General features: G+C 65.7%; 22 protein-coding genes and 1 tRNA gene. 14 read left to right on the forward strand and 9 right to left on the reverse strand.

What is annotated here, in order from left to right:
- From AC13EK_RS21545 to AC13EK_RS21560, 4 genes are all read right to left on the reverse strand, one after another.
- The gene (locus tag AC13EK_RS21545; RefSeq protein ID WP_004212225.1) at positions 1 to 297 is read right to left on the reverse strand and encodes a DUF2849 domain-containing protein; all 297 of its coding nucleotides are present in this window, start codon (positions 295 to 297) and stop codon (positions 1 to 3) included.
- On the reverse strand, positions 294 to 1,082 hold the full coding sequence (gene cobA / locus AC13EK_RS21550) for a uroporphyrinogen-III C-methyltransferase (protein ID WP_069337249.1): 789 nt from the start codon (positions 1,080 to 1,082) through the stop codon (positions 294 to 296). The genes AC13EK_RS21545 and cobA overlap by 4 nt, the downstream gene beginning before the upstream one ends.
- An 88-nt stretch (positions 1,083 to 1,170) precedes the next feature.
- Positions 1,171 to 2,604 carry a succinylglutamate-semialdehyde dehydrogenase gene (gene astD / locus AC13EK_RS21555; protein ID WP_483022381.1) on the reverse strand — a complete coding sequence of 478 codons (1,434 nt, stop codon included), beginning with the start codon at positions 2,602 to 2,604 and terminating at the stop codon, positions 1,171 to 1,173.
- Between the two features lie 246 nt (positions 2,605 to 2,850).
- Entirely contained in the window at positions 2,851 to 3,501 is a 651-nt protein-coding gene (locus tag AC13EK_RS21560; protein WP_170828690.1) for an RBBP9/YdeN family alpha/beta hydrolase, read from the reverse strand.
- Positions 3,502 to 3,782: 281 nt separating this feature from the next.
- Here AC13EK_RS21560 and AC13EK_RS21565 point away from each other — a divergent pair, with 281 nt between their 5' ends.
- Together AC13EK_RS21565 and AC13EK_RS21570 are read left to right on the forward strand one after the other, a co-directional pair.
- Positions 3,783 to 4,031 carry a hypothetical protein gene (locus AC13EK_RS21565; protein ID WP_037520923.1) on the forward strand — a complete coding sequence of 83 codons (249 nt, stop codon included), beginning with the start codon at positions 3,783 to 3,785 and terminating at the stop codon, positions 4,029 to 4,031.
- 45 nt (positions 4,032 to 4,076) lie between these two features.
- Positions 4,077 to 4,325, forward strand: coding sequence for a hypothetical protein (locus AC13EK_RS21570; RefSeq protein WP_069337251.1), 249 nt, complete (start codon positions 4,077 to 4,079; stop codon positions 4,323 to 4,325).
- Between the two features lie 1,407 nt (positions 4,326 to 5,732).
- Here the strand turns inward: AC13EK_RS21570 and AC13EK_RS21575 are convergent.
- Complete coding sequence (locus tag AC13EK_RS21575) at positions 5,733 to 7,130, reverse strand: protein adenylyltransferase SelO family protein (RefSeq protein WP_069337253.1); 1,398 nt, start codon at positions 7,128 to 7,130, stop codon at positions 5,733 to 5,735.
- Between the two features lie 37 nt (positions 7,131 to 7,167).
- Between AC13EK_RS21575 and AC13EK_RS21580 the strand changes: the two genes are divergently transcribed.
- The 8 genes from AC13EK_RS21580 to AC13EK_RS21615 all read left to right on the forward strand — a co-directional run bounded on the left by AC13EK_RS21580 (position 7,168) and on the right by AC13EK_RS21615 (position 14,160).
- On the forward strand, positions 7,168 to 8,037 hold the full coding sequence (locus tag AC13EK_RS21580; RefSeq protein ID WP_069337254.1) for an alpha/beta fold hydrolase: 870 nt from the start codon (positions 7,168 to 7,170) through the stop codon (positions 8,035 to 8,037).
- Complete coding sequence (locus AC13EK_RS21585; RefSeq protein WP_069337255.1) at positions 8,030 to 9,184, forward strand: glycosyltransferase; 1,155 nt, start codon at positions 8,030 to 8,032, stop codon at positions 9,182 to 9,184. The genes AC13EK_RS21580 and AC13EK_RS21585 overlap by 8 nt, the downstream gene beginning before the upstream one ends.
- A gap of 93 nt (positions 9,185 to 9,277) precedes the next feature.
- Complete coding sequence (locus AC13EK_RS21590) at positions 9,278 to 10,681, forward strand: NAD(P)H-dependent flavin oxidoreductase (RefSeq protein WP_004212237.1); 1,404 nt, start codon at positions 9,278 to 9,280, stop codon at positions 10,679 to 10,681.
- Entirely contained in the window at positions 10,681 to 10,896 is a 216-nt protein-coding gene (locus AC13EK_RS21595; RefSeq protein ID WP_004212238.1) for a DUF2093 domain-containing protein, read from the forward strand. Before AC13EK_RS21590 ends, AC13EK_RS21595 begins: the two co-directional genes overlap by 1 nt.
- Before the next feature lie 518 nt (positions 10,897 to 11,414).
- The gene (locus AC13EK_RS21600) at positions 11,415 to 12,527 is read left to right on the forward strand and encodes an S-(hydroxymethyl)glutathione dehydrogenase/class III alcohol dehydrogenase (protein ID WP_069337268.1); all 1,113 of its coding nucleotides are present in this window, start codon (positions 11,415 to 11,417) and stop codon (positions 12,525 to 12,527) included.
- A gap of 26 nt (positions 12,528 to 12,553) precedes the next feature.
- Positions 12,554 to 12,934, forward strand: a complete 381-nt coding sequence (locus AC13EK_RS21605; RefSeq protein ID WP_037520482.1) for a VOC family protein — start codon at positions 12,554 to 12,556, stop codon at positions 12,932 to 12,934.
- A 15-nt stretch (positions 12,935 to 12,949) separates the two neighbouring features.
- Complete coding sequence (gene fghA, locus AC13EK_RS21610) at positions 12,950 to 13,786, forward strand: S-formylglutathione hydrolase (RefSeq protein ID WP_069337256.1); 837 nt, start codon at positions 12,950 to 12,952, stop codon at positions 13,784 to 13,786.
- A 221-nt stretch (positions 13,787 to 14,007) separates the two neighbouring features.
- The gene (locus AC13EK_RS21615; RefSeq protein WP_010338958.1) at positions 14,008 to 14,160 is read left to right on the forward strand and encodes a hypothetical protein; all 153 of its coding nucleotides are present in this window, start codon (positions 14,008 to 14,010) and stop codon (positions 14,158 to 14,160) included.
- An 88-nt stretch (positions 14,161 to 14,248) separates the two neighbouring features.
- Here AC13EK_RS21615 and purU read toward each other — a convergent pair whose 3' ends face one another.
- Both purU and AC13EK_RS21625 read right to left on the reverse strand, forming a co-directional pair.
- Positions 14,249 to 15,118 carry a formyltetrahydrofolate deformylase gene (purU, locus tag AC13EK_RS21620; protein ID WP_277788109.1) on the reverse strand — a complete coding sequence of 290 codons (870 nt, stop codon included), beginning with the start codon at positions 15,116 to 15,118 and terminating at the stop codon, positions 14,249 to 14,251.
- 52 nt (positions 15,119 to 15,170) lie between these two features.
- Positions 15,171 to 16,187 carry a DUF1338 domain-containing protein gene (locus tag AC13EK_RS21625; RefSeq protein WP_069337258.1) on the reverse strand — a complete coding sequence of 339 codons (1,017 nt, stop codon included), beginning with the start codon at positions 16,185 to 16,187 and terminating at the stop codon, positions 15,171 to 15,173.
- A gap of 88 nt (positions 16,188 to 16,275) precedes the next feature.
- Between AC13EK_RS21625 and gcvA the strand changes: the two genes are divergently transcribed.
- Positions 16,276 to 17,175 (forward strand): transcriptional regulator GcvA, encoded by a 900-nt coding sequence (gcvA, locus tag AC13EK_RS21630; RefSeq protein ID WP_069337259.1) that lies wholly within the window; start codon positions 16,276 to 16,278, stop codon positions 17,173 to 17,175.
- 14 nt (positions 17,176 to 17,189) lie between these two features.
- On the opposite strand, the gene AC13EK_RS21635 is transcribed toward gcvA, so the two are convergent.
- On the reverse strand, positions 17,190 to 18,221 hold the full coding sequence (locus AC13EK_RS21635) for an SPOR domain-containing protein (protein WP_069337260.1): 1,032 nt from the start codon (positions 18,219 to 18,221) through the stop codon (positions 17,190 to 17,192).
- Between the two features lie 186 nt (positions 18,222 to 18,407).
- Between AC13EK_RS21635 and AC13EK_RS21640 the strand changes: the two genes are divergently transcribed.
- Genes AC13EK_RS21640 through AC13EK_RS21650 form a run of 3 tightly spaced genes read left to right on the forward strand, consistent with a single transcriptional unit; the run spans position 18,408 to position 21,170 of the window.
- Positions 18,408 to 19,127, forward strand: a complete 720-nt coding sequence (locus AC13EK_RS21640; RefSeq protein WP_004212248.1) for a ParA family protein — start codon at positions 18,408 to 18,410, stop codon at positions 19,125 to 19,127.
- Between the two features lie 15 nt (positions 19,128 to 19,142).
- Positions 19,143 to 19,739: a hypothetical protein gene (locus AC13EK_RS21645; RefSeq protein ID WP_048936914.1), complete on the forward strand. Its 597-nt coding sequence runs from the start codon at positions 19,143 to 19,145 to the stop codon at positions 19,737 to 19,739.
- A gap of 33 nt (positions 19,740 to 19,772) precedes the next feature.
- The gene (locus AC13EK_RS21650; RefSeq protein WP_170828691.1) at positions 19,773 to 21,170 is read left to right on the forward strand and encodes an SPOR domain-containing protein; all 1,398 of its coding nucleotides are present in this window, start codon (positions 19,773 to 19,775) and stop codon (positions 21,168 to 21,170) included.
- Positions 21,171 to 21,327: 157 nt separating this feature from the next.
- Here AC13EK_RS21650 and AC13EK_RS21655 read toward each other — a convergent pair.
- A tRNA-Asn gene (locus AC13EK_RS21655) sits at positions 21,328 to 21,402 on the reverse strand.
- Positions 21,403 to 21,440: the final 38 nt, after the last annotated feature.

A 21,440-nucleotide genomic window follows, 5' to 3' on the forward strand; every position in this document is an offset into this window, starting at 1 on the left:
TCAGATCACCCAGTTGCCGGCGTCGGCGTCATTCGGTTTCAAATTGAGGTCGGGGCGCACCGTGGGGCCAAGGGCGCGAATGCGGTCCTTGATATGGGCCGGGCGCACGCCCTCGTCGGTGACGGTCGCGTCGATCACATAGGCGCCGACGACACGCAGCGCCGCTTCCTCGGTGCGGGCGAGGTCGTCGCCCTGTTCGCCGACATCGGCGCTGTCGCCGACCTGGCGCGACCAGCCATCGCCGGCCCACCAGATGACATCACCGGTCACCAGATCATTGCCCGTCAGGATCTTCACGAACGCATCTCCGAAATACTCTCCCCTTTTGCCGCCCAGTCCGCCAGCACATCGCGTGCCAGGGCATGGGCTGCCACGTCGCCGACCACGATCAGGGCCGGGCTTTTGACTTCTTCACGCGCCACCATGTCGCCCAGATCGGCGAGCAGGGTGCGCAGGCTGCGCATATCGGCGCGCGTGCCATTTTCCAGCACCGCGACCGGGATCGCCGGCGACACGCCGTCGGCCATCAGCTTGTCGGCGATGTCGGCGGCGGTCGCGACGCCCATATAGATGACGAGCGTGCGGCCTTTTCCCGCAAGGCCCGACCAGTCCTGTGTCGTGAGACCCTTGCACTGGCCGGCGACGAAACTGACCGCACTCGACGCCTCGCGATGGGTCAGCGGCAGTTGCGCCTGGGCGGCGGCGCCGATCGCGGCGCTGATGCCCGGCACGACCTCGACCGGCACGCCGGCAGCGCGGCAGGCGTCGACTTCCTCGCCGCCACGGCCGAAGATGAAGGGATCGCCGCCCTTCAGGCGAACGACCGGCTCGCCAGCCAGAGCGAAGCGGACCAGCAGGGCGTTGATCGCCTCCTGCGGCATGGAGTGGCGGCTGCGCTGCTTGGCGACCGAGACCAGTTCGGTCTGCGGGCCGGCCAGCGCCAATATGTCGTCGGACACCAGCCCGTCATGCACGATCAGGCGCGCGTCGCGGATCAGGCGCACGGCCTTGATGGTCAGCAGTTCCGGGTCGCCCGGTCCCGCGCCCACCAGGTGGACGGTAGCAGGTGCAATGTCAGCCATGCTCGCCACATGGCGAAAGGGCGGCGGAGTTTCAATTCAGAATGGATATGGAGGGGCTTAGGAAAAGTTTTGTCCAGTAGCCGGGTTGTCAATCGCCCATGGCGCTGACGTCTATGTCCTTGAGGCCGATGCCGATGGTGGCGCGAGGCTGTTCGATCTCGGCGGAGGCGACCGGATAGGCGCAATAATCGGCGGCATAATAGGCGCTGGGCCGGTGGTTGCCGGATACGCCGACGCCGCCGAACGGGGCGGTGCCCGACGCGCCATTGGTGGGCCGGTTCCAGTTGATCACGCCGGCGCGGACATTGCCCCAGAATTGCGCATATTGTTCGGGACTGCCGCCGACGAGCGAGGCGGACAGGCCATAACGGCTGCTATTGGCTTCGGCGATGGCGGTTTCGAAATCGGGCACGCGCACGATCTGGAGCAGCGGACCGAATAGCTCGACATCGGGCCGTTCCTTCATCGCCGTCACGTCGATGATTGCGGGCGTCAGGAAGGGCAGGCCCTTTTGCGGCCGGACCATATGCTTGATCGGCCGGCCGCCATGGCTCATCAGATAGAGGAAGCTTTCGGTCAGGCCATCGGCGGTCGGGCTGTCGATGACCGGCCCCATATAGGGCTGCGGATCGGCATGGGGGTGATCGACGATCAGCCGGTCGGCAAGCTTCTTGACCTCGGCGATCAGGGCGTCGGCCATCGCGTCGCGGACGATCAGACGGCTGGCGGCGGTGCAGCGCTGGCCGCTCGACAGGAAGGCGGACTGGATGACCAGCGCGGCGGCGGCGCCGATTTCCGGCGTGTCCCAGACGACCAGCGGATTGTTGCCACCCATTTCGAGCGCGAGGATCTTGCCCGGCTGGGTCGCGAACTGGCGGTTGATGGCGATGCCGGTCTGCGCCGATCCGGTGAACAATATGCCCGCGACATCGGTATGGGCGGCGAGCGCCTTGCCTTCCTCCGCGCCGCCGAGCAGCAACTGGACGGCATCGGTCGGGACGCCTGCCTCATGATAGAATCGCACCAGCATCTCGCCGACCGCCGGGGTCTTTTCCGATGGCTTGAAGATGACGGCATTGCCCGCCAGCAGCGCGGGGATGATGTGGCCATTGGGCAGGTGGGCCGGAAAATTATAGGGGCCAAGCACCGCCATCACGCCATGGGGCTTGTGCCGCACCGACTGGCGGGCGCCCAGATTGGCCTCCAGCCGGCGCTGGCCGGTGCGTTCGGAATAGGCGGCGACCGATGTGTCGATCTTGGCCATGACCGCCGTCACCTCGGTCCGGGCGTCCCATAGCGGCTTTCCGGTTTCGCGGGCGATCAGGTCGGCCAGTTCCTCCTCATGGGCGCGCACGACATTGACGAAGCGGCGCAGCGTTTCGATGCGGAAGGCGACCGGCTGTGCGGCCCAGCGCGGCCAGCCGGAGCGGGCGCGGGCGACGATATCGTCCACGTCGCCGCTTTCGCCCTGCCATAGCAGGGCGCCGGTCGCGGGTTCATGGGACGTCAGCGCGGCGGACATGGTGCAGGATATGACCGAAAATGGTTAACGAAGGAAGAGCGGGGCATGGAGGGCGCTCTTCTACGTTCGGCCAATAGGAAATGTTCCGCTTAACTTCCCATATTTCCCGCATATTTGGACATTTAAGAACCGAAGTTGGAAATTTTATGATGCTGGGTCGATCCGGCCGGGGTGGGCGCCCATGCCGGATCGATCCTGTACCATCCTGCCGTCGAATAGGACAGGGCGGCCGCCTGTGAGCGGCGATCAGAAGCCGTAGCGGATCGACATTTCGGCGCTGCGCCGGGCTTCTTCGTTCCGAACCGCGGCAAGATCGGCCGGCGCTGTCCGATCGGTCAGGCGGTGGAGCAGGAACTGGCCGAAGCTCCATTCGCCCAGATCCGACGCGGCGTTGATATGGCCGCTTTCGCCCGCGTCGGCGAACTGGCTGCCCCAGAATTGGGCGAGCCGCCGGGCGCTGGCAAAGTCGATATAGGGATCGTTGCGACTGGCGACGACGATCGAGGGGAAGGGGAGCAGCCCCTTGGGCGTGGGGCCGAAGCCGACGAGGCGGCGGTCGACCGCGCCGCTGTCCACTTCCGGCGGCGCCACCAGCAGGGCGCCGGCCACCTTGTCCCGCAACTGTCCGGTTTCGAACGCTGCCCACCAGGCGACCGCATGGCAGCCAAGGCTGTGCGCGGCCAGGATCACCGGCCCGTCAACCTGGGCGATGGCATGGCCCAGGTTGGTGATCCAGGCATTGCGATGGGGCGCGTCCCAGCTGCCCAGTTCGACCCGATGGCAGTCGGGAAGCGCCTTTTCCCAAAGGCTTTGCCAGTGGCCCGGACCGCTGTTCATCAGGCCGGGCACGGTCAGGATGGTGGGGGTCTGGTCGTCCGACAGGGTGTGAATCGTCATCTGCACCTCCAAATCTATGGGGCAATTTTATCACTACTGATTTGATTGACAATAAAGCTTTGCTGATGCGTGGCGAAGTTGGGATGGATCGTCGTTCGCGGAAAATGCCAAATATAAAAATATATCGCCGACTGTTGGTGTAATTTTCGTTCGGCAAATGTGATTTGCGTGGACTTAGGCCCGATTTTCCGGGCTTTCGGCAAATTGGCACGGCCCCTGCAATGCTCCTGGCACGACCCGATCGGGGTCGCGGAACGAGATTTCAGGGAAGGAATTTGCTCATGAAGACCATCACCATCATCGCCGCTGCCACCGCCATGACCGTTGCTGCCGCGCCCGCCTTCGCTCAGCCCGAAGGCAAGTTCGGCAATGCCAAGGTCCGCTATGAAGAAAAGACCGACCGCTACTGCTTCCGCGAAGTGCAGCCCAGCACGCTGGTGCCGCGCGTCGATTGCCGCAGCAAGCAGGACTGGGCCGACGCGGGCCTGACCATCAGCCGCAAGCCGGCCGTCCAGTTGGCCCAGCGCTGAACGCCGGCGCCGCCGATCCATTAAAATCAGGGAAGGAATTTGCTCATGAAGACCATCGCCATCATCGCCGCTGCCGCCGCCATGACCGTTGCCGCCGCGCCCGCCTTCGCCCAGCCCGTGGGCAAGTTTGGCAACGCCAAGGTCAGCTATGAAGAGAAAACCGACCGCTACTGCTTCCGCGAAGTGCAGCCGAGCACGCTGGTGCCGCGCGTCGATTGCCGCAGCAGGCAGGACTGGGCCGATGCGGGCCTGACCATCAGTCACAAGTCGGCCGTTCAGCTTGCCCGGCGCTGAGGCGCAGTGCCTCCCGGCGAGAGGAAGCTGGGAGGCTGCCCAGATGGGGCGGATTTTGCGGCAGGTCGCGCCAGACCCGCGATCAACGCCGGAACGGCGTCGCCCCGATGTCGTTGGTTCGACGGACGCGGCCCGCGCATGGTTATCACGGGGCGGCCTGCGACCGATGGAGCGTCCCGTCCCGCCTTCCGGGGCAAAGGCGGGACGCTTTTTCCGTGTTACGCTGCTGCGAGCTGCGGTAATTGGCCGGACCGATCCGGATTCTTTCTGAAAATTGCTGGCGGGTCTCGACCGGAAATCGACGCGACAGTCGAAGTTCACAGTGTCGTGAGGCTGATTTCGGGGAAAAGCGCCGGTGATGCTCCTGCGACGCGCCGACGGCGCGCCTGTGAAGCGACACGCGCATCGAAATCGGGTCATCACCACGCCTCGGTGACGCGACAGTGGGGCGACAGTGAAGCGACGCCCGTGCGCCAGCAGGCGGTTGCGGAGCGACCGCGAGATGGCGTGAAGATCGTGTGATTGATCCATTTCCAAGGGTAGATCAGAGAAAGGCGGAGTAGGACAGGGTGGGAATGGCCATTTTTAGCCAATCCGATGCGGGATGTGCTTTCCGCAAAGTTGCCGTAAGCGGCTCCATTGCCCTGCAAGTATCGACCGGCCTGAGCGGCGGACTGCGCTGCTCTTGCTCATGTCTACCGCGCCTGACACGATGACTGCATGAGGATATGCTGCCTGCCGCTGATCGTGATTGCATTGGAAGCCTGCACACCGGCCGTAAGTGAACCGGCAGGACCATGCACAGAGAATTTCTGCCTCCCCGATGGGGCTAAGATCACCCGCACCCAAGAAGGGCCAGATTTCAACGTCCATGATGTCTCATGGATGGGCCAGAGGTTCGGCATCTACGAGGGCAATCATCCCCAAAAAAGGGATCAGGGCAGCCGCGCAGCCGTCAAGCTCCGCATTGACTCCAAGGCCCACATTGGCGTCGCGGAGGGGCGTGGCAGCATCATCGTCGCCACCGGGAAAGGCTGGCCCGCCTTTTTGGACGTAATGGGGCCATGCAGGTCGGATAGGGACTGCACGCTCGTGAAGTTTGCCGAGGGACTGAGGGGACGGTGAAGTCTGAATGGGCTAGAAAGACTGGACGGTCGCGCATCGACCACCGACGGACGTTCCTTCTCCCGCTAGCGGGAGAAGGATACGAAGCCTTGCCGGCAAGGCCGGCTAGGCGAAGTTGGATGAGGGGCGCTCGCTTCATAAGACCCTCACCCTCCCACGCCTACGGCGCGGGCCCCTCCCTCTCCCGCAAACGGGAGAGGGTAAGCAGACGTTCGGCAATCCACCCAATTCCGCCACGCGATCAGGTGTGGTGACACTTGCTTTGCCGGGTCTGGGCCTTTCTCACGGCAGTGCGGGCGCTGCCCCATGCGCCTCGCCCATGCGGCGGATGGCGGCGACCTTGGCGTGGAGCGGGCCCCAGTCGTCGGACTGGTCGATCGCGCTCCAGATCGCCTCCACTTCATCGATATGCATGGAGCAGGGGGGCTCGTCCGACCAATAGGCGTGGTCGCGGGCGCCGGGAACGGGCGCATGGTCGGCCAGCTGGTCGCGCAGTTCGGCCCAGATGGGTTCGCTGTACCGTGCCGGATTGCGGGGCGTGCCGCCGCGCCAGTCGTGAAAGAAGGTATCGATCGGCGTCGCGGTGGTCATCATCGCGCGCACGGCGGTTTCGGTCATGGCGGCGCTGTTCGCGCCCGGCAGGACGCCGAGGCGCCAGCAGAAGCGGCGCTGCATCGCCTGGGCATAGAGGGCGGGGAAGCGTTCGAGCTGTTCGATCAGCGGCGGCGCCTCGGTTAATGGTCGCAGCGACACGGCGAGTTGGGCGACGTCCCAATGGATCGCCTCGGCCTGGCGGGCGAAGGCATAGAGGCCGGCATGGTCGAAATAGGCGGCGGTGAAGCCCGCGTCCCAGAGCGGCGTGAAGCGCCAGGGGCCATAATCGAAGCTTTCGCCGGTGACATTGATATTGTCGCTGTTGAGCACGCCATGGACGAAGCCGGCGACCATGTAGCTGGCGGCCAGGTCGGCGGTGCGATCGACCACGCGGCCGAGCAACTGGGCGGGCGGATTGTCGCCGGGCTGTTCCCCATAGAGGCGGGTGAGAGCATAGTCGGTCAGCCGTTCGAGCAACCTGTTGTCCTCGATATAGGCGGCGCGCTGGAAGCTGCCTATGCGGATATGCGAATGGCTGAGACGGACCATCGCCGCGCCGCGCGTGGGGGATGGCTCGTCATTGCGCTCCAGCGCCTCGCCGGTCTCGATGATCGAGAAGGTCTTCGACGTGTTGACGCCCAGCGCCTCCAGCATCTCGGTCGCCAAAATCTCGCGCACGCCGCCCTTGAGTGTCAGGCGCCCGTCGCCAAAGCGGCTATAGGGGGTCTGGCCCGATCCCTTGGTGCCAAGGTCGAGCAGGCGGCCGTCCGCGTCGCGCATCTGCGCGAACAGGAAGCCGCGGCCGTCGCCGATATCGGGATTATAATGGCGGAACTGATGGCCATGGTAACGCAGGGCGAGCGGCTGGGGGAGGTTGTCGGGCAGGGGCGCGAAGCGGCCGAAATGGGCTATCCATTCGGCGTCGCTCAGATGATCGAGGCCGACAGTGGCGGCGGCGCGGTCATTGCGGAAGCGCAACAGGGTCTGTGGAAAGTCCGCAGCATGCACCGGATCGGCGATGTCGGGCATCAGCGCGGTGATTTCCGTGGCGGGGTGGTAATTGGCGGCTTGCGGCTTGTTGTCCATGCGGCGATATGGGGGAGCATGGGCGGAAGGATCAAGCTTGACCGGCTATAGTGACGCATATTGGTGGTCCCCGGATGGACTGCGGCTGCATTATCGCGACTATGCGGGCGGCGAGGACGGGCGACCGCCCGTGCTGTGCCTGCCGGGGCTGACCCGCAATGCGCGCGATTTCGAGCCGCTGGCGCAGCGGCTGGCGGGCGATTGGCGAGTGATCTGTCCGGATATGCGGGGGCGCGCCGAAAGCGCCTATGCCAAGGATCCGATGAGCTATGTGCCGCTCACCTATCTGCAGGATATCGGCCGGTTGCTGGCGGACCTGGCGATCACCCGCTTCGTGGCGGTCGGCACGTCGCTGGGCGGGATCATCACCATGCTCATCGCCGCCACCCATCGCGAATGGCTGGCCGGCGCGGTGCTGAACGATGTCGGCCCGACGCTGGACGAAGCGGGGCTGGAGCGGATTCGTGGCTATGTCGGCGTCGGCCAGTCGCACCCGAGCTGGGTCCATGCTGCCCGCGCGCTGGAGGAAGCGAATGGCGATGTCTATCCGGCCTATGGGCTGGAGCAATGGCTGGCCATGGCCAAGCGGCTCTATCGACTGAACAGCGGCGGGCGGATCGTGCTCGACTATGACATGCGGATCGCGGAGCCGCTGCGCGCGCCGGGCGGCGAGGCGGGTGTCGACATGTGGCCGGTGATGGCGGCGTTTCAGGGCATTCCGACCCTTTTGCTGCGCGGGGATCGGTCGGACCTGCTGAGCGCGCCGACGGCGGAGCGGATGGCGCGCGAGGTGGGGGTAAGCGCCGAACTGGTGACGGTGCCCGATGTCGGTCATGCGCCCGCGCTGGACGAGCCGGAAGCAGCGGCCGGGATCGACCGCCTGCTGGAACGCGTGCTGCGTGGCTGACGGGGGCGGCGTGAGGCGGGGCGATCCGCCGCGCATCCTGCATATCCATGGCAGCTTCACGCTGGGCGGCAAGGAAGCCCGCGCGATCCGGCTGATGAACATCTGGGGCGACAAGGCACGGCACAGCATCGTCAGCGCCGCGCCCGAGGCGCTCACTGCCCGCAGCGCGATCGAGCCGCAGGTGCCGGTCGATTTTCCCGAAGCGCCGCCCTTTGCCGGGCGGCCGGGGCTGGCGCGGTTCCGCGCGATCGCGCAGTTCCTGTCCGGCTATGACCTGGTGCTGGGCTATAATTGGGGGGCGATGGACGGGGTGATGGCGCACCGGCTGTTTGCCCGGTCGATGCGCCTGCCGCCGCTGATCCATCATGAGGATGGCTTCAACGCCGATGAGGCGGCGGGGCTGAAGCCGCAGCGCAATCTCTATCGGCGCATGGCGCTGGGCCGGGCGCAGGCGCTGGTCGTGCCCTCGGCGCGGCTGGAGCGGATCGCGCATCAGGCGTGGAAGCAGCCGGCGGGCAAGGTGCATCTGATCCGCAACGGCATCGATGTGGCGCGCTATGCGCAGGCGCCGGCACCGGATGCGATACCGGGGCTGGTGCGCACGCCGGGCAAGCTGCTGGTCGGCACGCTGGCAGGGCTGCGCGCGGTCAAGAATATTCCCCGGCTGGTGCGCGCCGTGGCCGCCCATCGCGAACGGCTGCAACTGGTGGTGGTGGGCGAGGGGCCGGAGCGCGCCGCGATCCTGGCCGAGGCGGCGGCGCAGGGGCTGGACGATATCTGCCTGGCCGGGTTCATGACCGACCCCTGGCGCTTCGTCGGCCTGTTCGACATTTTCGCTTTGTCGTCGGACAGCGAGCAGTTCCCGATCTCGCTGGTCGAGGCGATGGCGGCCGGGCTGCCGGTGGCCTCCACCGATGTCGGCGATGTCGCCAACATGGTGGCGCCGGCCAATCGTCCCTTCGTCGCGGCGGACGAGCAGGGGCTGGCCGATGCGCTGGGGACGCTGGCCGCCGACCCGCAATTACGCGCCGCATTGGGGGCGGCAAACCGGGCGCGGGCGCAGCGCGATTATGACGAAAAGACCATGGTCGACGCCTATGCCGCATTATATGGCGAGGCTCTGGCCAGCCCCCACATTTTGCGCTAGGGCGCCCTACAGTTCGTCATCCCTGACAAAAACTGTTATAGGACGACATTTCAACCGGTCTGGGGAGGCCGGTTCATTTCGCGGGAGAAGTCGTTGTTCAAGGGTTTGAAACCCATCGTCTATGGTGGCCGTGAAGTCTGGCCGCTGGTCGAAGGTGGCAAGGGTGTTGCTGTTTCCAACCATGCCAGTTCGGGCGCCTGGGCGGCTGCCGGGGGCATCGGCACGGTATCGGCGGTCAATGCCGACAGCTATGACTCCATGGGCAATATCATCCCGCAAATCTATCATGGCCGCACCCGCCGCGACCGCCATGAGGAACTGATCGCCTATGCCATCGACGGTGCCGTCGAGCAGGTGAAGCGCGCCTATGAGATTGCCGGCGGCAAGGGCGCGATCAACATCAACGTGCTGTGGGAAATGGGCGGTGCGCAGCGCGTGCTGCACGGCGTGCTGGAAAAGACCAAGGGCATGGTCGCCGGCGTCACCTGTGGCGCGGGCATGCCCTACAAGCTCAGCGAAATCGCTGCCTCCTACAATGTCAGCTATCTGCCGATCGTGTCGTCGGGCCGGGCCTTCCGTGCGCTGTGGAAGCGCGCTTATTCCAAGGCATCGGAATGGCTGGGCGCGGTGGTCTATGAAGATCCCTGGCTGGCCGGCGGCCACAACGGCCTGTCGAACGCGGAAGATCCGCGCGCGCCGCAGGACCCCTATCCGCGTGTTCGCGACCTGCGCGCCACGATGCGCGAAGGCGGCATTTCCGATGATGTGCCGATCGTCATGGCCGGCGGCGTCTGGGCGCTGAAGGACTGGAACGACTGGATCGACAATCCCGAACTGGGTGCGATCATGTTCCAGTTCGGCACCCGTCCGCTGCTGACCCAGGAAAGCCCGATCCCGCAGGACTGGAAGGACCGGCTGATGCAGCTGGAACCGGGCGACGTGCTGCTGCACAAATTCTCGCCCACCGGCTTCTACAGCTCGGCGATCCGCAATCCCTTCCTGCGTTCGCTCGAAGCGCGGTCGGACCGCCAGATCCCGTTCAGCACCGAACAGGCGGGCGACCATACCCATCAGCTCGACGCGGGCGTGAAGGGCAAGAATTTCTGGGTGACGGTGGGCGACCTGTTGCGCGCGCGCGAATGGGTGGGCCAGGGCTTCACCTCCGCGCTCAAGACGCCGGACAACACGCTCGTCTTCGTGACCGAGGAAGAGAAGGCGGAAATCCGCAAGGACCAGACCGACTGCATGGGCTGCCTGTCGCAGTGCAGCTTCTCCAGCTGGATGGACAGTGAAACCAACTCCACCGGTCGCCTGGCTGATCCGCGCAGCTTCTGCATCCAGAAGTCGCTGCAGGAATCGGTCCATGGCGGCGACCTGGACAAGAATCTGCTGTTCGCCGGCCATGCCGCCTATCGCTTCAAGCAGGATCCCTTCTATTCGAACGGGTTCGTGCCGACCGTGAAGCAGCTGGTCGACCGCATCCTGACCGGCGACTGATGGCTGCCGATATTCAAGGGCTGGCGGTGCTGCATTATGACACGCCGCATTTCGACGTGGTACGGCCGGGGCAGTTCGTGCTCTGCGCCGTATCGGGTGCGCGAATCGACCTCGACGACCTGAAATATTGGAGCGCCGAGTTTCAGGAAGCCTATCGCGGGCCGGAGGAGGCGACGGCCTCCTTCCTGCGCCACCGCGGTGCAGCATTTCGCTGAACCGCGGTAAGTGCCTGCCACTATTCGGCTTTTTGGCATCGTTCTATTAGTTGAATGATCGCTGTGCGCTGCAGCGAAAATTTCAAGATGTTGTGATTTCCATTCATCGCCCCAGCGGCACGTTTTGTCGTGAGATTGCTGTTCCCACGTCCATTTATCTGATGTATTCTTCCTCAACAGGCGGCGCAGATCGTCTTTTGGGTGAAGGATGTGTCAGATGTCTCGAATTGATGTCTTCGGCGATCGTATCTGTCTGGTGAGCAGCCTGCTGATCCTGGGCTGGTTCATTTACAACGTGTCCTTCTAAACAGGGCGCGACCGGGAAAGGCAGGGCAATCCATTTGGCGATGCAAGTCGCTGGATGCGCTTTGTTTTTTTCGGATCCTGCTGGATTTTCCTCTCCTTTTGACAGCGGTATCGGCTGGCAATTGCTGCCGGAACCGATATGAACGCCGGGAATGCTTTTAACAGGGCGTCCTCGAGGCGTCCGTTCACGCCAGTCATGGGAGTTGCCCGCCGTGAAAACCCGCGCCGCCGTCGCCTTCGAAGCGAAGAAGCCCCTCGAAATCGTCGAAGTCGATCTGGAAGGCCCCAAGGCGGGCGAAGTCCTGGTCGAGATCATGGCGACCGGCATCTGCCATACCGATGCCTATACGCTGGACGGGTTCGACAGCGAGGGCATCTTCCCTTCGATCCTGGGCCATGAGGGCGCCGGCATCGTCCGCGAAGTAGGTGCTGGCGTCACCAGCCTGGTGCCGGGCGACCATGTCATCCCGCTCTACACGCCGGAATGCCGCCAGTGTAAGTCGTGCCTGAGCGGCAAAACGAACCTCTGCACCGCGATCCGCGCGACCCAGGGCAAGGGGCTGATGCCTGACGGCACGACCCGCTTTTCCTACAAGGGCCAGCCGATCTTCCATTATATGGGCTGTTCGACCTTCTCCAACTTCACCGTCCTGCCCGAGATCGCGCTGGCCAAGATCCGCGAGGACGCGCCGTTCAAGACCAGTTGCTATATCGGCTGCGGCGTCACCACGGGCGTGGGCGCGGTGATCAACACCGCCAAGGTGCAGGTGGGCGACAATGTCGTGATCTTCGGCCTGGGCGGCATCGGCCTCAACGTCATCCAGGGCGCGCGCCTGGCCGGCGCGAACAAGATCATCGGCGTCGACATCAATCCTGATCGCGAGGAATGGGGCCGCAGGTTCGGCATGACCGAGTTCCTCAACTCCAGGGGCATGAGCCGCGAGGAGGTGGTCGCCGCGATCGTCGCGATGACCGATGGCGGCGCGGACTACACGTTCGACGCCACCGGCAACACCGAAGTGATGCGCGTGGCGCTGGAAGCCTGCCATCGCGGCTGGGGCACCAGCATCATCATCGGCGTGGCCGAGGCCGGCAAGGAAATCAGCACCCGTCCGTTCCAGCTGGTCACCGGCCGCAACTGGCGCGGCACGGCCTTTGGCGGGGCCAAGGGCCGCACCGACGTGCCCAAGATCGTCGACATGTACATGACCGGCAAGATCGAGATCGACCCGATGATCACCCATGTCATGGGGCTGGAGGACATCAACAAGGGGTTCGACCTGATGCATGCGGGCGAGAGCATCCGCAGCGTCGTCGTCTTCTGATCCGATAACCCAACAGGAGAGTGACCATGTTCAGCCATGTGATGGTGGGATCGAATGATCTCGACGCTTCGCGCGCCTTTTATGACGCGCTGTTCGGTGCGGTCGGCGGCAAGCCGGCGATGCAGGACGACAAGGGGCGGCTGATCTACATGCATGACGGCGCGCTGTTCATGGTGACAAAGCCGATCGACGGGGAGCCGGCCTGCCATGCCAATGGCGGCACGATCGGTTTCCGCATGACATCGACCGAGCAGGCCGATGCCTGGCATGCGGCCGGGGTCGCGGCGGGCGGCACGGCGTGCGAAGATCCGCCGGGCGTGCGCGAGGGCGGCTTCGGCAAGCTCTATCTCGCCTATCTGCGCGATCCCGCCGGCAACAAGCTGTGCGGCCTGCATCGGATCGGATGAGGAAGGAAGAGCCAAGTGGAGACGGTTTCGACCAACAGGGCCTTTGGCGGCATCCAGGGCGTCTATCGCCATGCCTCGCGCGAGACGGGGACGGAGATGACCTTCTCCGTCTTCGTGCCGCCGCATGCGCCCGGCACGAAGCTGCCGGTGGTCTGGTATCTGTCCGGCCTTACCTGCACCCATGCCAATGTGACCGAGAAGGGCGAGTTCCGCCGGGCCTGCGCGGAACTGGGCCTGATCTTCGTCGCGCCCGATACCTCGCCGCGGGGCGAGGGCGTGGCCGACGATCCGGACGGCGCCTGGGACTTTGGCCTGGGCGCGGGCTTCTATGTCGATGCGACGCAGGCGCCCTATGCGGCCCATTATCGCATGTGGTCCTATGTGACGCAGGAATTGCCGGCGTTGATCGCCGACCAGTTCCCCGCCGACATGGATCGCCAGTCGATCATGGGGCACAGCATGGGCGGTCATGGCGCGCTGACCGTTGGGCTGACCTATCCGGAGCGCTATCGTGCGGTCTCCGCCTTCGCGCCGATCGTGGCGCCGGGGCAGGTGCCCTGGGGCGAGAAGGCGCTGGGCGGCTATCTGGGCGCGGACCGGGCGGCGTGGCGCAAGCATGACGCCGTCGCGCTGATCGAGGATGGGGCGCGGACCGATGCGCTGCTGGTCGACCAGGGCGCGGGAGACAGCTTCCTGGAGGAACAGTTGCGCCCTGAATTGCTGCGCGCGGCCTGCGACGCAGCGGGCATCGACCTGACGCTCCATCTGCGCGACGGCTATGATCATAGCTATTATTTCATTTCCAGCTTCATGGACGATCATCTGCGCTGGCACGCGGCGCGGCTTGGCTGAGCAATTGGGCTGATCGCGGACCGTCCGGGCAAAGCCCGGATGGTCGCGGCACAAGATAAGCTATTTTGCCTTTCTCTATTTGATGGGTAGATAGAGTGTCGAGCGTTTCGCTCCGCGGCTTTTGAAGGATGTCAGCTTGCTCCGCGTCACCAACGGCTAAAGCGCACGGTACCCAAGCGACAACGCCCGGTTTCGTGTTCCTCCCGCACAAGGAGAAGACGATGACCCATAAGCAAGCCCGTGTCCGCCAGCAGCGGCAGGACCAGACCCCGCAAATCCATATTCCCCATAGCAGCTGGTCGCGCGTCGAGCGCAACCGCAGCGCTGAGGCTGTGCTGGCGCCGGGCGATTTCTGGGCGCGGCTGGGGCTTTAACGGCCGTTGGCTTCGCGCTTGTCGAGAAGGCGCGTAATAGGGTTCTCGACAGGCTCGAACCGAACGGATGTTGGGCCGCTCGGCCTTTCTAGCGGAACACCACCGTCTTGCCGCCATTGCGCAGCACGCGTCTGTCGGCGAGCCAGCCGACGGCACGGGCCAGCACCTGGGCCTCGATGTCGCGGCCGATGCGGATCATGTCGTCGGCGGTGGCGCGATGGTCGACGCGCTCGACCGCCTGTTCGATGATCGGGCCTTCGTCGAGGTCGGCGGTGACGAAATGGGCGGTTGCGCCGATCAGCTTGACGCCGCGCTCATGGGCACGGTGATAGGGGCGGGCGCCCTTGAAGCCGGGCAGGAAGCTGTGATGGATGTTGACGCAGCGGCCCGCCAGCCGATCGACCAGATTTTCCGACAATACCTGCATATAGCGGGCGAGGATCAGATATTCCGACCGGCTGCGATCGAACAGGTCGAGCAGGGCGGCCTCCTGCGCGGCCTTGTCGCCATTGGGCGGCAACTCATGATAGGGGATGCCGTGCCATTCGGTGATGCGGCGCATGTCGGGATGGTTGGACACCACGCCCATGATGTCGACCGCCAGCGTGCCGGTCTGCCAGCGATGCAGCAGGTCGGCGAGGCAGTGCGACCCCTTCGACACGGCGATCACCATGCGCGGGCGTTCGGCCGCTGCGGTGAGGCGCCAGTCCATCGCGAAGCGGGTGCCGATGTCGGCAAATTCGTCGCGCAGGCCGGCTGTGTCGAAGCGCATGCCGGTGTCGGTCGCCTCGAACGCGACGCGCATGAAGAAGAGGCCGGCCTCGCGATCGGCATATTGCTGGCTGTCGGTGATGAAGCCGCCCCGTTCGGCGAGGAACTGGCTGACCGCCGCGACAATGCCGACGCGGTCGGCGCAGACCAGGGTCAGGATCCAGGACGGGATGGTCTTGTCGTTCACTCTGCGGCTCCCAGCAATGCTGCCGAGGCGTTGCCCCAAGCCGGGGCCGCGATCAAGCCTTGGCGCTGGTCATGGCGAAGATGCCGGTGGCGTTGCCAGTGTCGAAGGCGAGGTCCAGCCGCCCGGTATTCGGGTTGATATCGCGGCTGATGAATTCGTAGAAGGAGCCGGGCACGCTGCGCAGTTCGCGGTCGGCGAAGAGACGCTCGACGCTGTCGGCGCGGAAGGCGGTCTGGCGCACGCGGCCGGTGGCGGAGATTTCGAGCTTGGGCTTCATCGGCCGGTCTTCCGCCTTCAGCCGATCGGCCAAAGCCGCGACATCGGGCACGCGATCGGTCGCATGGTTGAAGGCATTGCCCTCGGTCGCGATCCAGGCGGCTTCGTTGGAGCGGGAGAGCAGCAGCTCATAATCGGCAAAGGCAGGCGGTTCATGCTGGCGGTCGAAGGCCGAGACGATGACGGGCAGAGCAGCGGCGGCATCATCGAAGCCGACTGGCTCGCCGGCGGCATAGCGGTCGAGCAGGGCAATGGTCGGGGCGTCGATCGGATCGCGCGAGGTGCCGAAGATGCGGGTCGCGGCCGCGCCAAATTCCGCGTCGAACCGGTTGACATGCAGTTCGGACAGGAAGAATTGCGGGATCGCCTCGGGCGCGTCGACATGGGCATAGGCGCGGCCGGTCATCTTGAGGCGATCGAGCGGATAGAGGGCGGCCATGCGATAGCCCAGCGGCAGGAAGATGCGGGTGAAGGCATCCTCGCCAGCGGGCAGGGCGCCGGTCGGCCCATCGGCAAAGCGGATGGTACGCAGCGCGCCATGGTCGAACATCACCCGGCCGCCGCGCGCCAGCGTGTCGGCGACATAGGCCGCGCCACTCGGTACCCGTTCCAGCAGGTCGTGGAACAGGATGACGTTCATCGCCATGGCAAAGGCGGCGCGACTGACGGTCGGGCCGCTTTGCGCGAGCAGTGCGGGATCGATCGCCAGCGCGTCCAGTGCGGCCTTGCCGGCGTCTTCGCCCAGCACCGACTGAACCAGGGCGACGATGCTTCCTTCATTCTGCGACGACATAAGAACGCTCCACGATGACAGCGCCCTTATCGCAGGATAGGGTGGGTCGCGCAAATAGGGAGCTGTCATCACTTGATGCGGAACGGGAATGGATAGGGCGCGCAAATGGCTGCCGCCGATGAGCGCGCTCAACAGTTTCGATGCGGCCGCGACCCATGGCAGCTTCTCGCGCGCCGGGGTGGAGGTGGGGCTGACCCAGAGCGCAGTCAGTCGCCAGATCGCGCTGCTGGAGGATTGGTTGCAGACGCCTCTGTTCGACCGGGTCGGGCGGCGGGTGCAACTGAACGAGGCGGGGCAGGCCTATGCCGAGGAGATCCGCCCGGCGCTCGATCGGATCCGGCGGGCGACCCGGCGGGTGGCGGCGCGGCGGGCGCAGGGGGCGCTGCGGATCGCGACCCTGCCCAGTTTCGGCATGCGCTGGCTGGCGCCGCGCCTGCCGGGCCTCAGCGCGCTGCATCCTGATCTGGTGGTGGATTTCGCGTCGCGATCCGACCCGTTCGATTTCGCGCAGGAGGAATTTGACGCGGCGATCCATTATGGCCTGCCGGAGGAATGGCCCGGCGTGGCGCAGGATTATCTGTTTCGCGAACAGATGGTGCCGGTCTGCGCGCCGGACTGGCTGGCGGCCAATGTGCTGCGGTCGCCGGCCGATCTGCTGGGCAAGCCGCTGCTGAGCCAGAGTTCGCGACGGGACGCCTGGGCGCGCTGGTTCGCGGCAGCGGGCGTCGAGGCGGGGCCGTTGCCGCCGGGGCCGGCGTTCGAGCATTTCCTGATGCTGGCGCAGGCGGTTGTGGCGGGGGCGGGCGTGGCGCTGATCCCCAGCTTCCTGATCCAACCGGAGCTGGAGGCGGGCAGCCTGGTCATCCCGTTCGATCGCCCCTTGTCGAGCGAGCAGGCCTATTATCTGGTCTATCCCACGGGGCTTGGTGGCCATCCGGGACTGGCACGGTTCCGCGCCTGGATGCTGGCGAGTGCGGGCGCGGATTAGGCGCCCGCGCGAGCTTAGTTCTTCTTCGGCATGCAGTCCGCGCCGGCGGCCTTGATGCTGCTGCACAGGCGCGAGGCGTCGGCGCTGCTGGCGATCGGTCCGGCCTGAAGGCGGGTGATGCTGCCGGCCTTGACCAGATAGGGTTGATAGCCGGAGAGTCCGCTGACCTTGCGGGTCAACTGGCTCCACAGCGCACGGGCGCGGCCTTCGTCGCCGAACGCGCCAAGCTGGACGCGCCAGTCGCCGCCGGCGGCCGGTGCCGGCATCCTGGACGGCGCGGGCTTGGGTGGCGCGGGCTTGGAGGGGGCTGGTTTGGCTGCCTCCGGTGCCGGCTTGGGCGCGACAGGCTGCGGCTTGGCGACCGCGACCTGGGTTGCAGGTGCGGGCGCTGGCTTTGCTGGAGCCGGGGCGGGAGAAGCCGGGCGGGGCTGTGCCGCTGTCGCCGGCAGGGTCAGGCTGGCGCTGGCCAGGCTCTTTTCCTGCGCCTCCATCGACGAGGCCAGGGCAAGGCCCTGCTTGCGCTGGTCGGCGGGGATATATTTGTCCATCTGCTGCAGGCTGGTGGTTGCCTGTGGCAGGCCGGAGGCGGAGGCGCGCGTCATCATCGCATAGGCGCGGACCCAGTCCTTGCCGATCATGTCGCCGTTGAACAGGGCGGTGCCGACAATATATTGCGCGCGGGTTTCGCCGCGGGCGGCGGCATGCTGCAGATAGGGCATGGCCCCGGCGCGATCGCCCTGCTGGAACATCAGCAGGCCCAGATTATCTTCGGCGCGGGCATGGCCCTGCGCCGTCGCCTTGCGATACCAGTCGACCGCACTGCTGAGATCGGCCGGAACGCCGCGGCCAAGCTTGTAGGCCTGACCCAGATTGAACTGCGCATCGGGATCGCCGGCATTGGCGAGCGGGCGCCATTCGGTGATCGCCTTGGCATAATCGCCCTGCTGCCAGGCATCGACGCCGGCCTTCACATCGGCAAGCGCCGGCAAGGCGGCCGTCAATAGCGTGCCGAACGCAACGGCTCCCCAGATAGGCTTCATATCCATGCTCCAGACCGGAAATATCGTCCGGCACTATCGTCAAACAAGGTTAACGTCTTCTTAGCATTGCCGGATCCATGATGTGAAACCGGGGATAGGTGATCCTCAACAAGGTTGCCAGACCAGTTAACCGAATTTTAGGCGGCGCCATGCCAAATCGTTTCGGAACTGGATTTACCTGGGGGAAGGCGCGTGCGCATATTGGCATTGGCATCGCAAAAAGGCGGATCGGGCAAGACGACCCTGTCCGGTCATCTGGCCGTACAGGCCCAGTTGGCCGGGGCCGGTCCGGTCGTCCTGATCGACATCGATCCCCAGGGTTCGCTGGCTGACTGGTGGAACGAGCGCGAGGCCGAGTATCCCGCCTTTGCCCAGACCACGGTTGCGCGGCTGGCCGCCGATCTCGAAATCCTGCGCCAGCAGGGGTTCAAGCTGGCCGTGATCGATACGCCGCCGGCCATCACCATGGCTATCCAGAGCGTGATTTCGGTTGCCGAACTGATCGTCGTGCCGACCCGTCCGAGCCCGCATGACCTGCGCGCGGTCGGTGCTACGGTCGACCTGTGCGAGCGCGCCGGCAAGCCGCTGATCTTCGTCGTCAATGCCGCGACGCCCAAGGCGCGCATCACCTCCGAAGCCGCTGTCGCCCTGTCGCAGCATGGCACGGTGGCGCCGGTGACGCTGCACCATCGCACCGATTTCGCTGCCTCGATGATCGACGGCCGCACGGTGATGGAGGTCGATCCCAAGGGCAAGTCGGCCGCCGAAGTGACCGGGCTGTGGAGCTATATCTCCGATCGCCTCGAGAAGAATTTCCGCCGCACGGTCTTTTCCGTGCCCCAGAACAGCGTCGGCACCGCCGCCGCTTCGCGTCCCGCCGGTGGTGGCTTCGGCCGCCGCGTCGTGCAGTAAGAAAAGGGGGCTATCATGGCTGAAGCCAAACCGATCGCTTCCCTGACGTCCGGCCTGCTGGCGCGCAAGGGCGCGGCCACGCCGGCGATGCGCCGCCCGATGCTGGGCTTTGGTCGCCCGAGCAATGCCGGCATGGTGTCCGATGATCTGGGCTGGAACGACATGGGTTTCGACGTGCCGATGCACGATGACGAGCCTGCCGCGCCGACCGCGCCCGTTGCCACCGGCCTGACGCCGATGACCACGGTGCTCGCGCCGGTTCCGGTGCCGGCGGTCGTGACCGAACGCGAGGAACTGGCCGAGCGCGTGGCACAGGTCGTTCTGCCCGAGACGGTGGAAGCCGAGCCGGAACCGGCCGAACTGGTGATGGCTGCCAAGCCGATGCGGGCAAAGCCGGCGTCGGTGCGCGCCGCGCCGCCCAAGGCGATGGCGGTCGACAACGCACGCAAGGCGGCCTTCACGCTGCGGCTGGACGCGAGCCGTCATCTCAAGCTGCGTCTGGCGGCGGCGGTGACCGGCCGGTCGGCGCAACAAGTTGTTACCGAAGCACTGGATGCTTTCCTCGAAGGGCTGCCCGAGATTGATCGGCTTGCCCAGCAATTGCCGCACTGACGCGGCGATCTTTGATTATAGGTGGGTAAGGTCATGAAACGAACGGCATTTGGCAAGGCGGCCGTTTCCTCCTTGATGGTGGCGACGACGATGGTCGGCTGCACCGGCGCGGCATTCCATCCGCGTTCGGCGGCGGTCAAGCACGCCAATCCCGGCAAGCCGGCCGAGGCTGCGGAAAAGGCGCTGGCCGCTCGCGACGGCGCAAAGGCCGTGCAGGCAGCGGAAGCGGCCGTGCAGGCGGCGCCCGACAATGCGCAATATCGCCAGCTGCTGGGCCGTGCCTATGTGCTGGATGGCCGCTTCGTTTCGGCGGAGACCGCTTTCACCGACGCGATGACGCTGGGCAACCGCGATTCGCGCACGATCGTCAGCCTGGCGCTGGTCGAGGTGGCGCTGGGCAAGAATGACGCCGCGCGCGATCTGCTGGCGGCCAATACCGACAATGTGCCGGCGGGCGATTATGGCCTGGCGCTCGCCATGGCCGGTGATCCGACCGAAGGCGTCCGCATCTTGTCCGCCGCGATCCAGGATCCGTCGGCCAATGCCCGCACCCGCCAGAACCTGGCCTATGCCTATGCGCTGGCCGGTCGCTGGAAGGATGCGCGGCTGGTCGCCGGGCTGGATCTGGCGCCGCTTGCCGCCAATCAGCGTATCGCCCAATGGGCCGGTATGGCCGACCCGGCACTGGCGCCGCAGCGCGTCGCCGCGCTGATGGGCGTTACCGTCAACGGCGCCGATCAGGGCCAACCGGCGGTGCTGGCGCTCGCGCCCGCTGCGCCGGATGCCGCACCGGTGGCGTTGGCCGCCGCGTCGACCGAGCCGGCACCGGTGCTGGACCTGCCGAGCGGTTCGCCGATCGAGATGGCGGCGGCCGAGCCCGCCCCTGCCGCACCCGCGCTCAACACCCGGATTATCGAAACTGCCGTGCCGGCGTCTACGCCCGCACCCGCGGTCAAGGCTGCGCCCAAGCCGGCGCCGGTGCGCGTCGCCGTCAAGCGCGACTTCGTTGTCGAAGGCCCGGCGGCCAAGGCCAAGCCGGCCAAGGGCAAGGCTGCCCCGCTCGCCAGCCCGGCAGCGCGGATGCAGCAGGTCGCCTATATCAAGCCGGTTACCACGGGCGCGAGCGCCTGGGTCGTCCAGCTTGGTGCTTTCGATTCGCCGGCCGTGGCCAAGGAAAAATGGACCAGCATGGCGCGCGTCAATGGGCGCATCGCTGCCTTCCCGGTGCTGACCAGCCAGGCGACCGTCAATGGCCGGACCTTCCACCGGATCGCGATCAGTGGCTTTGGCAGCCGTGCGGATGCGCAGACTTTATGCCAGTCGATCAAGGCGCAGCACGGCCAGTGTTTCGTGCGGGAAGGCGCGCCGAACGCGACGCCGCAGCGCTGGGCCGTGGCATCGACGCGCGGCCGTCAGTTCGCATCGCGCTGATCGCATCGCGCTTTCGGGCGTGACCATGACTTCATGCGGGCCGGGCCGAAAGGTTCCGGCCCGCAATGCATCTGCGCACTGCGAGTGCCGCAATCATGCGATGCGCTGAATTTCGAATTTTCTGGAGCTAGCCCGGCCTTGCCAAGGGCTGAAATAGTGGCTCCCCGAGTAGGATTCGAACCTACGGCCATTCGATTAACAGTCGAATGCTCTACCGCTGAGCTATCGGGGAGCAGCCCCGCTTGCGCCGGGCAGGCCGCGCATATGCAG

It is taken from the genome of Sphingobium sp. L-44 (genome assembly GCF_056859495.1).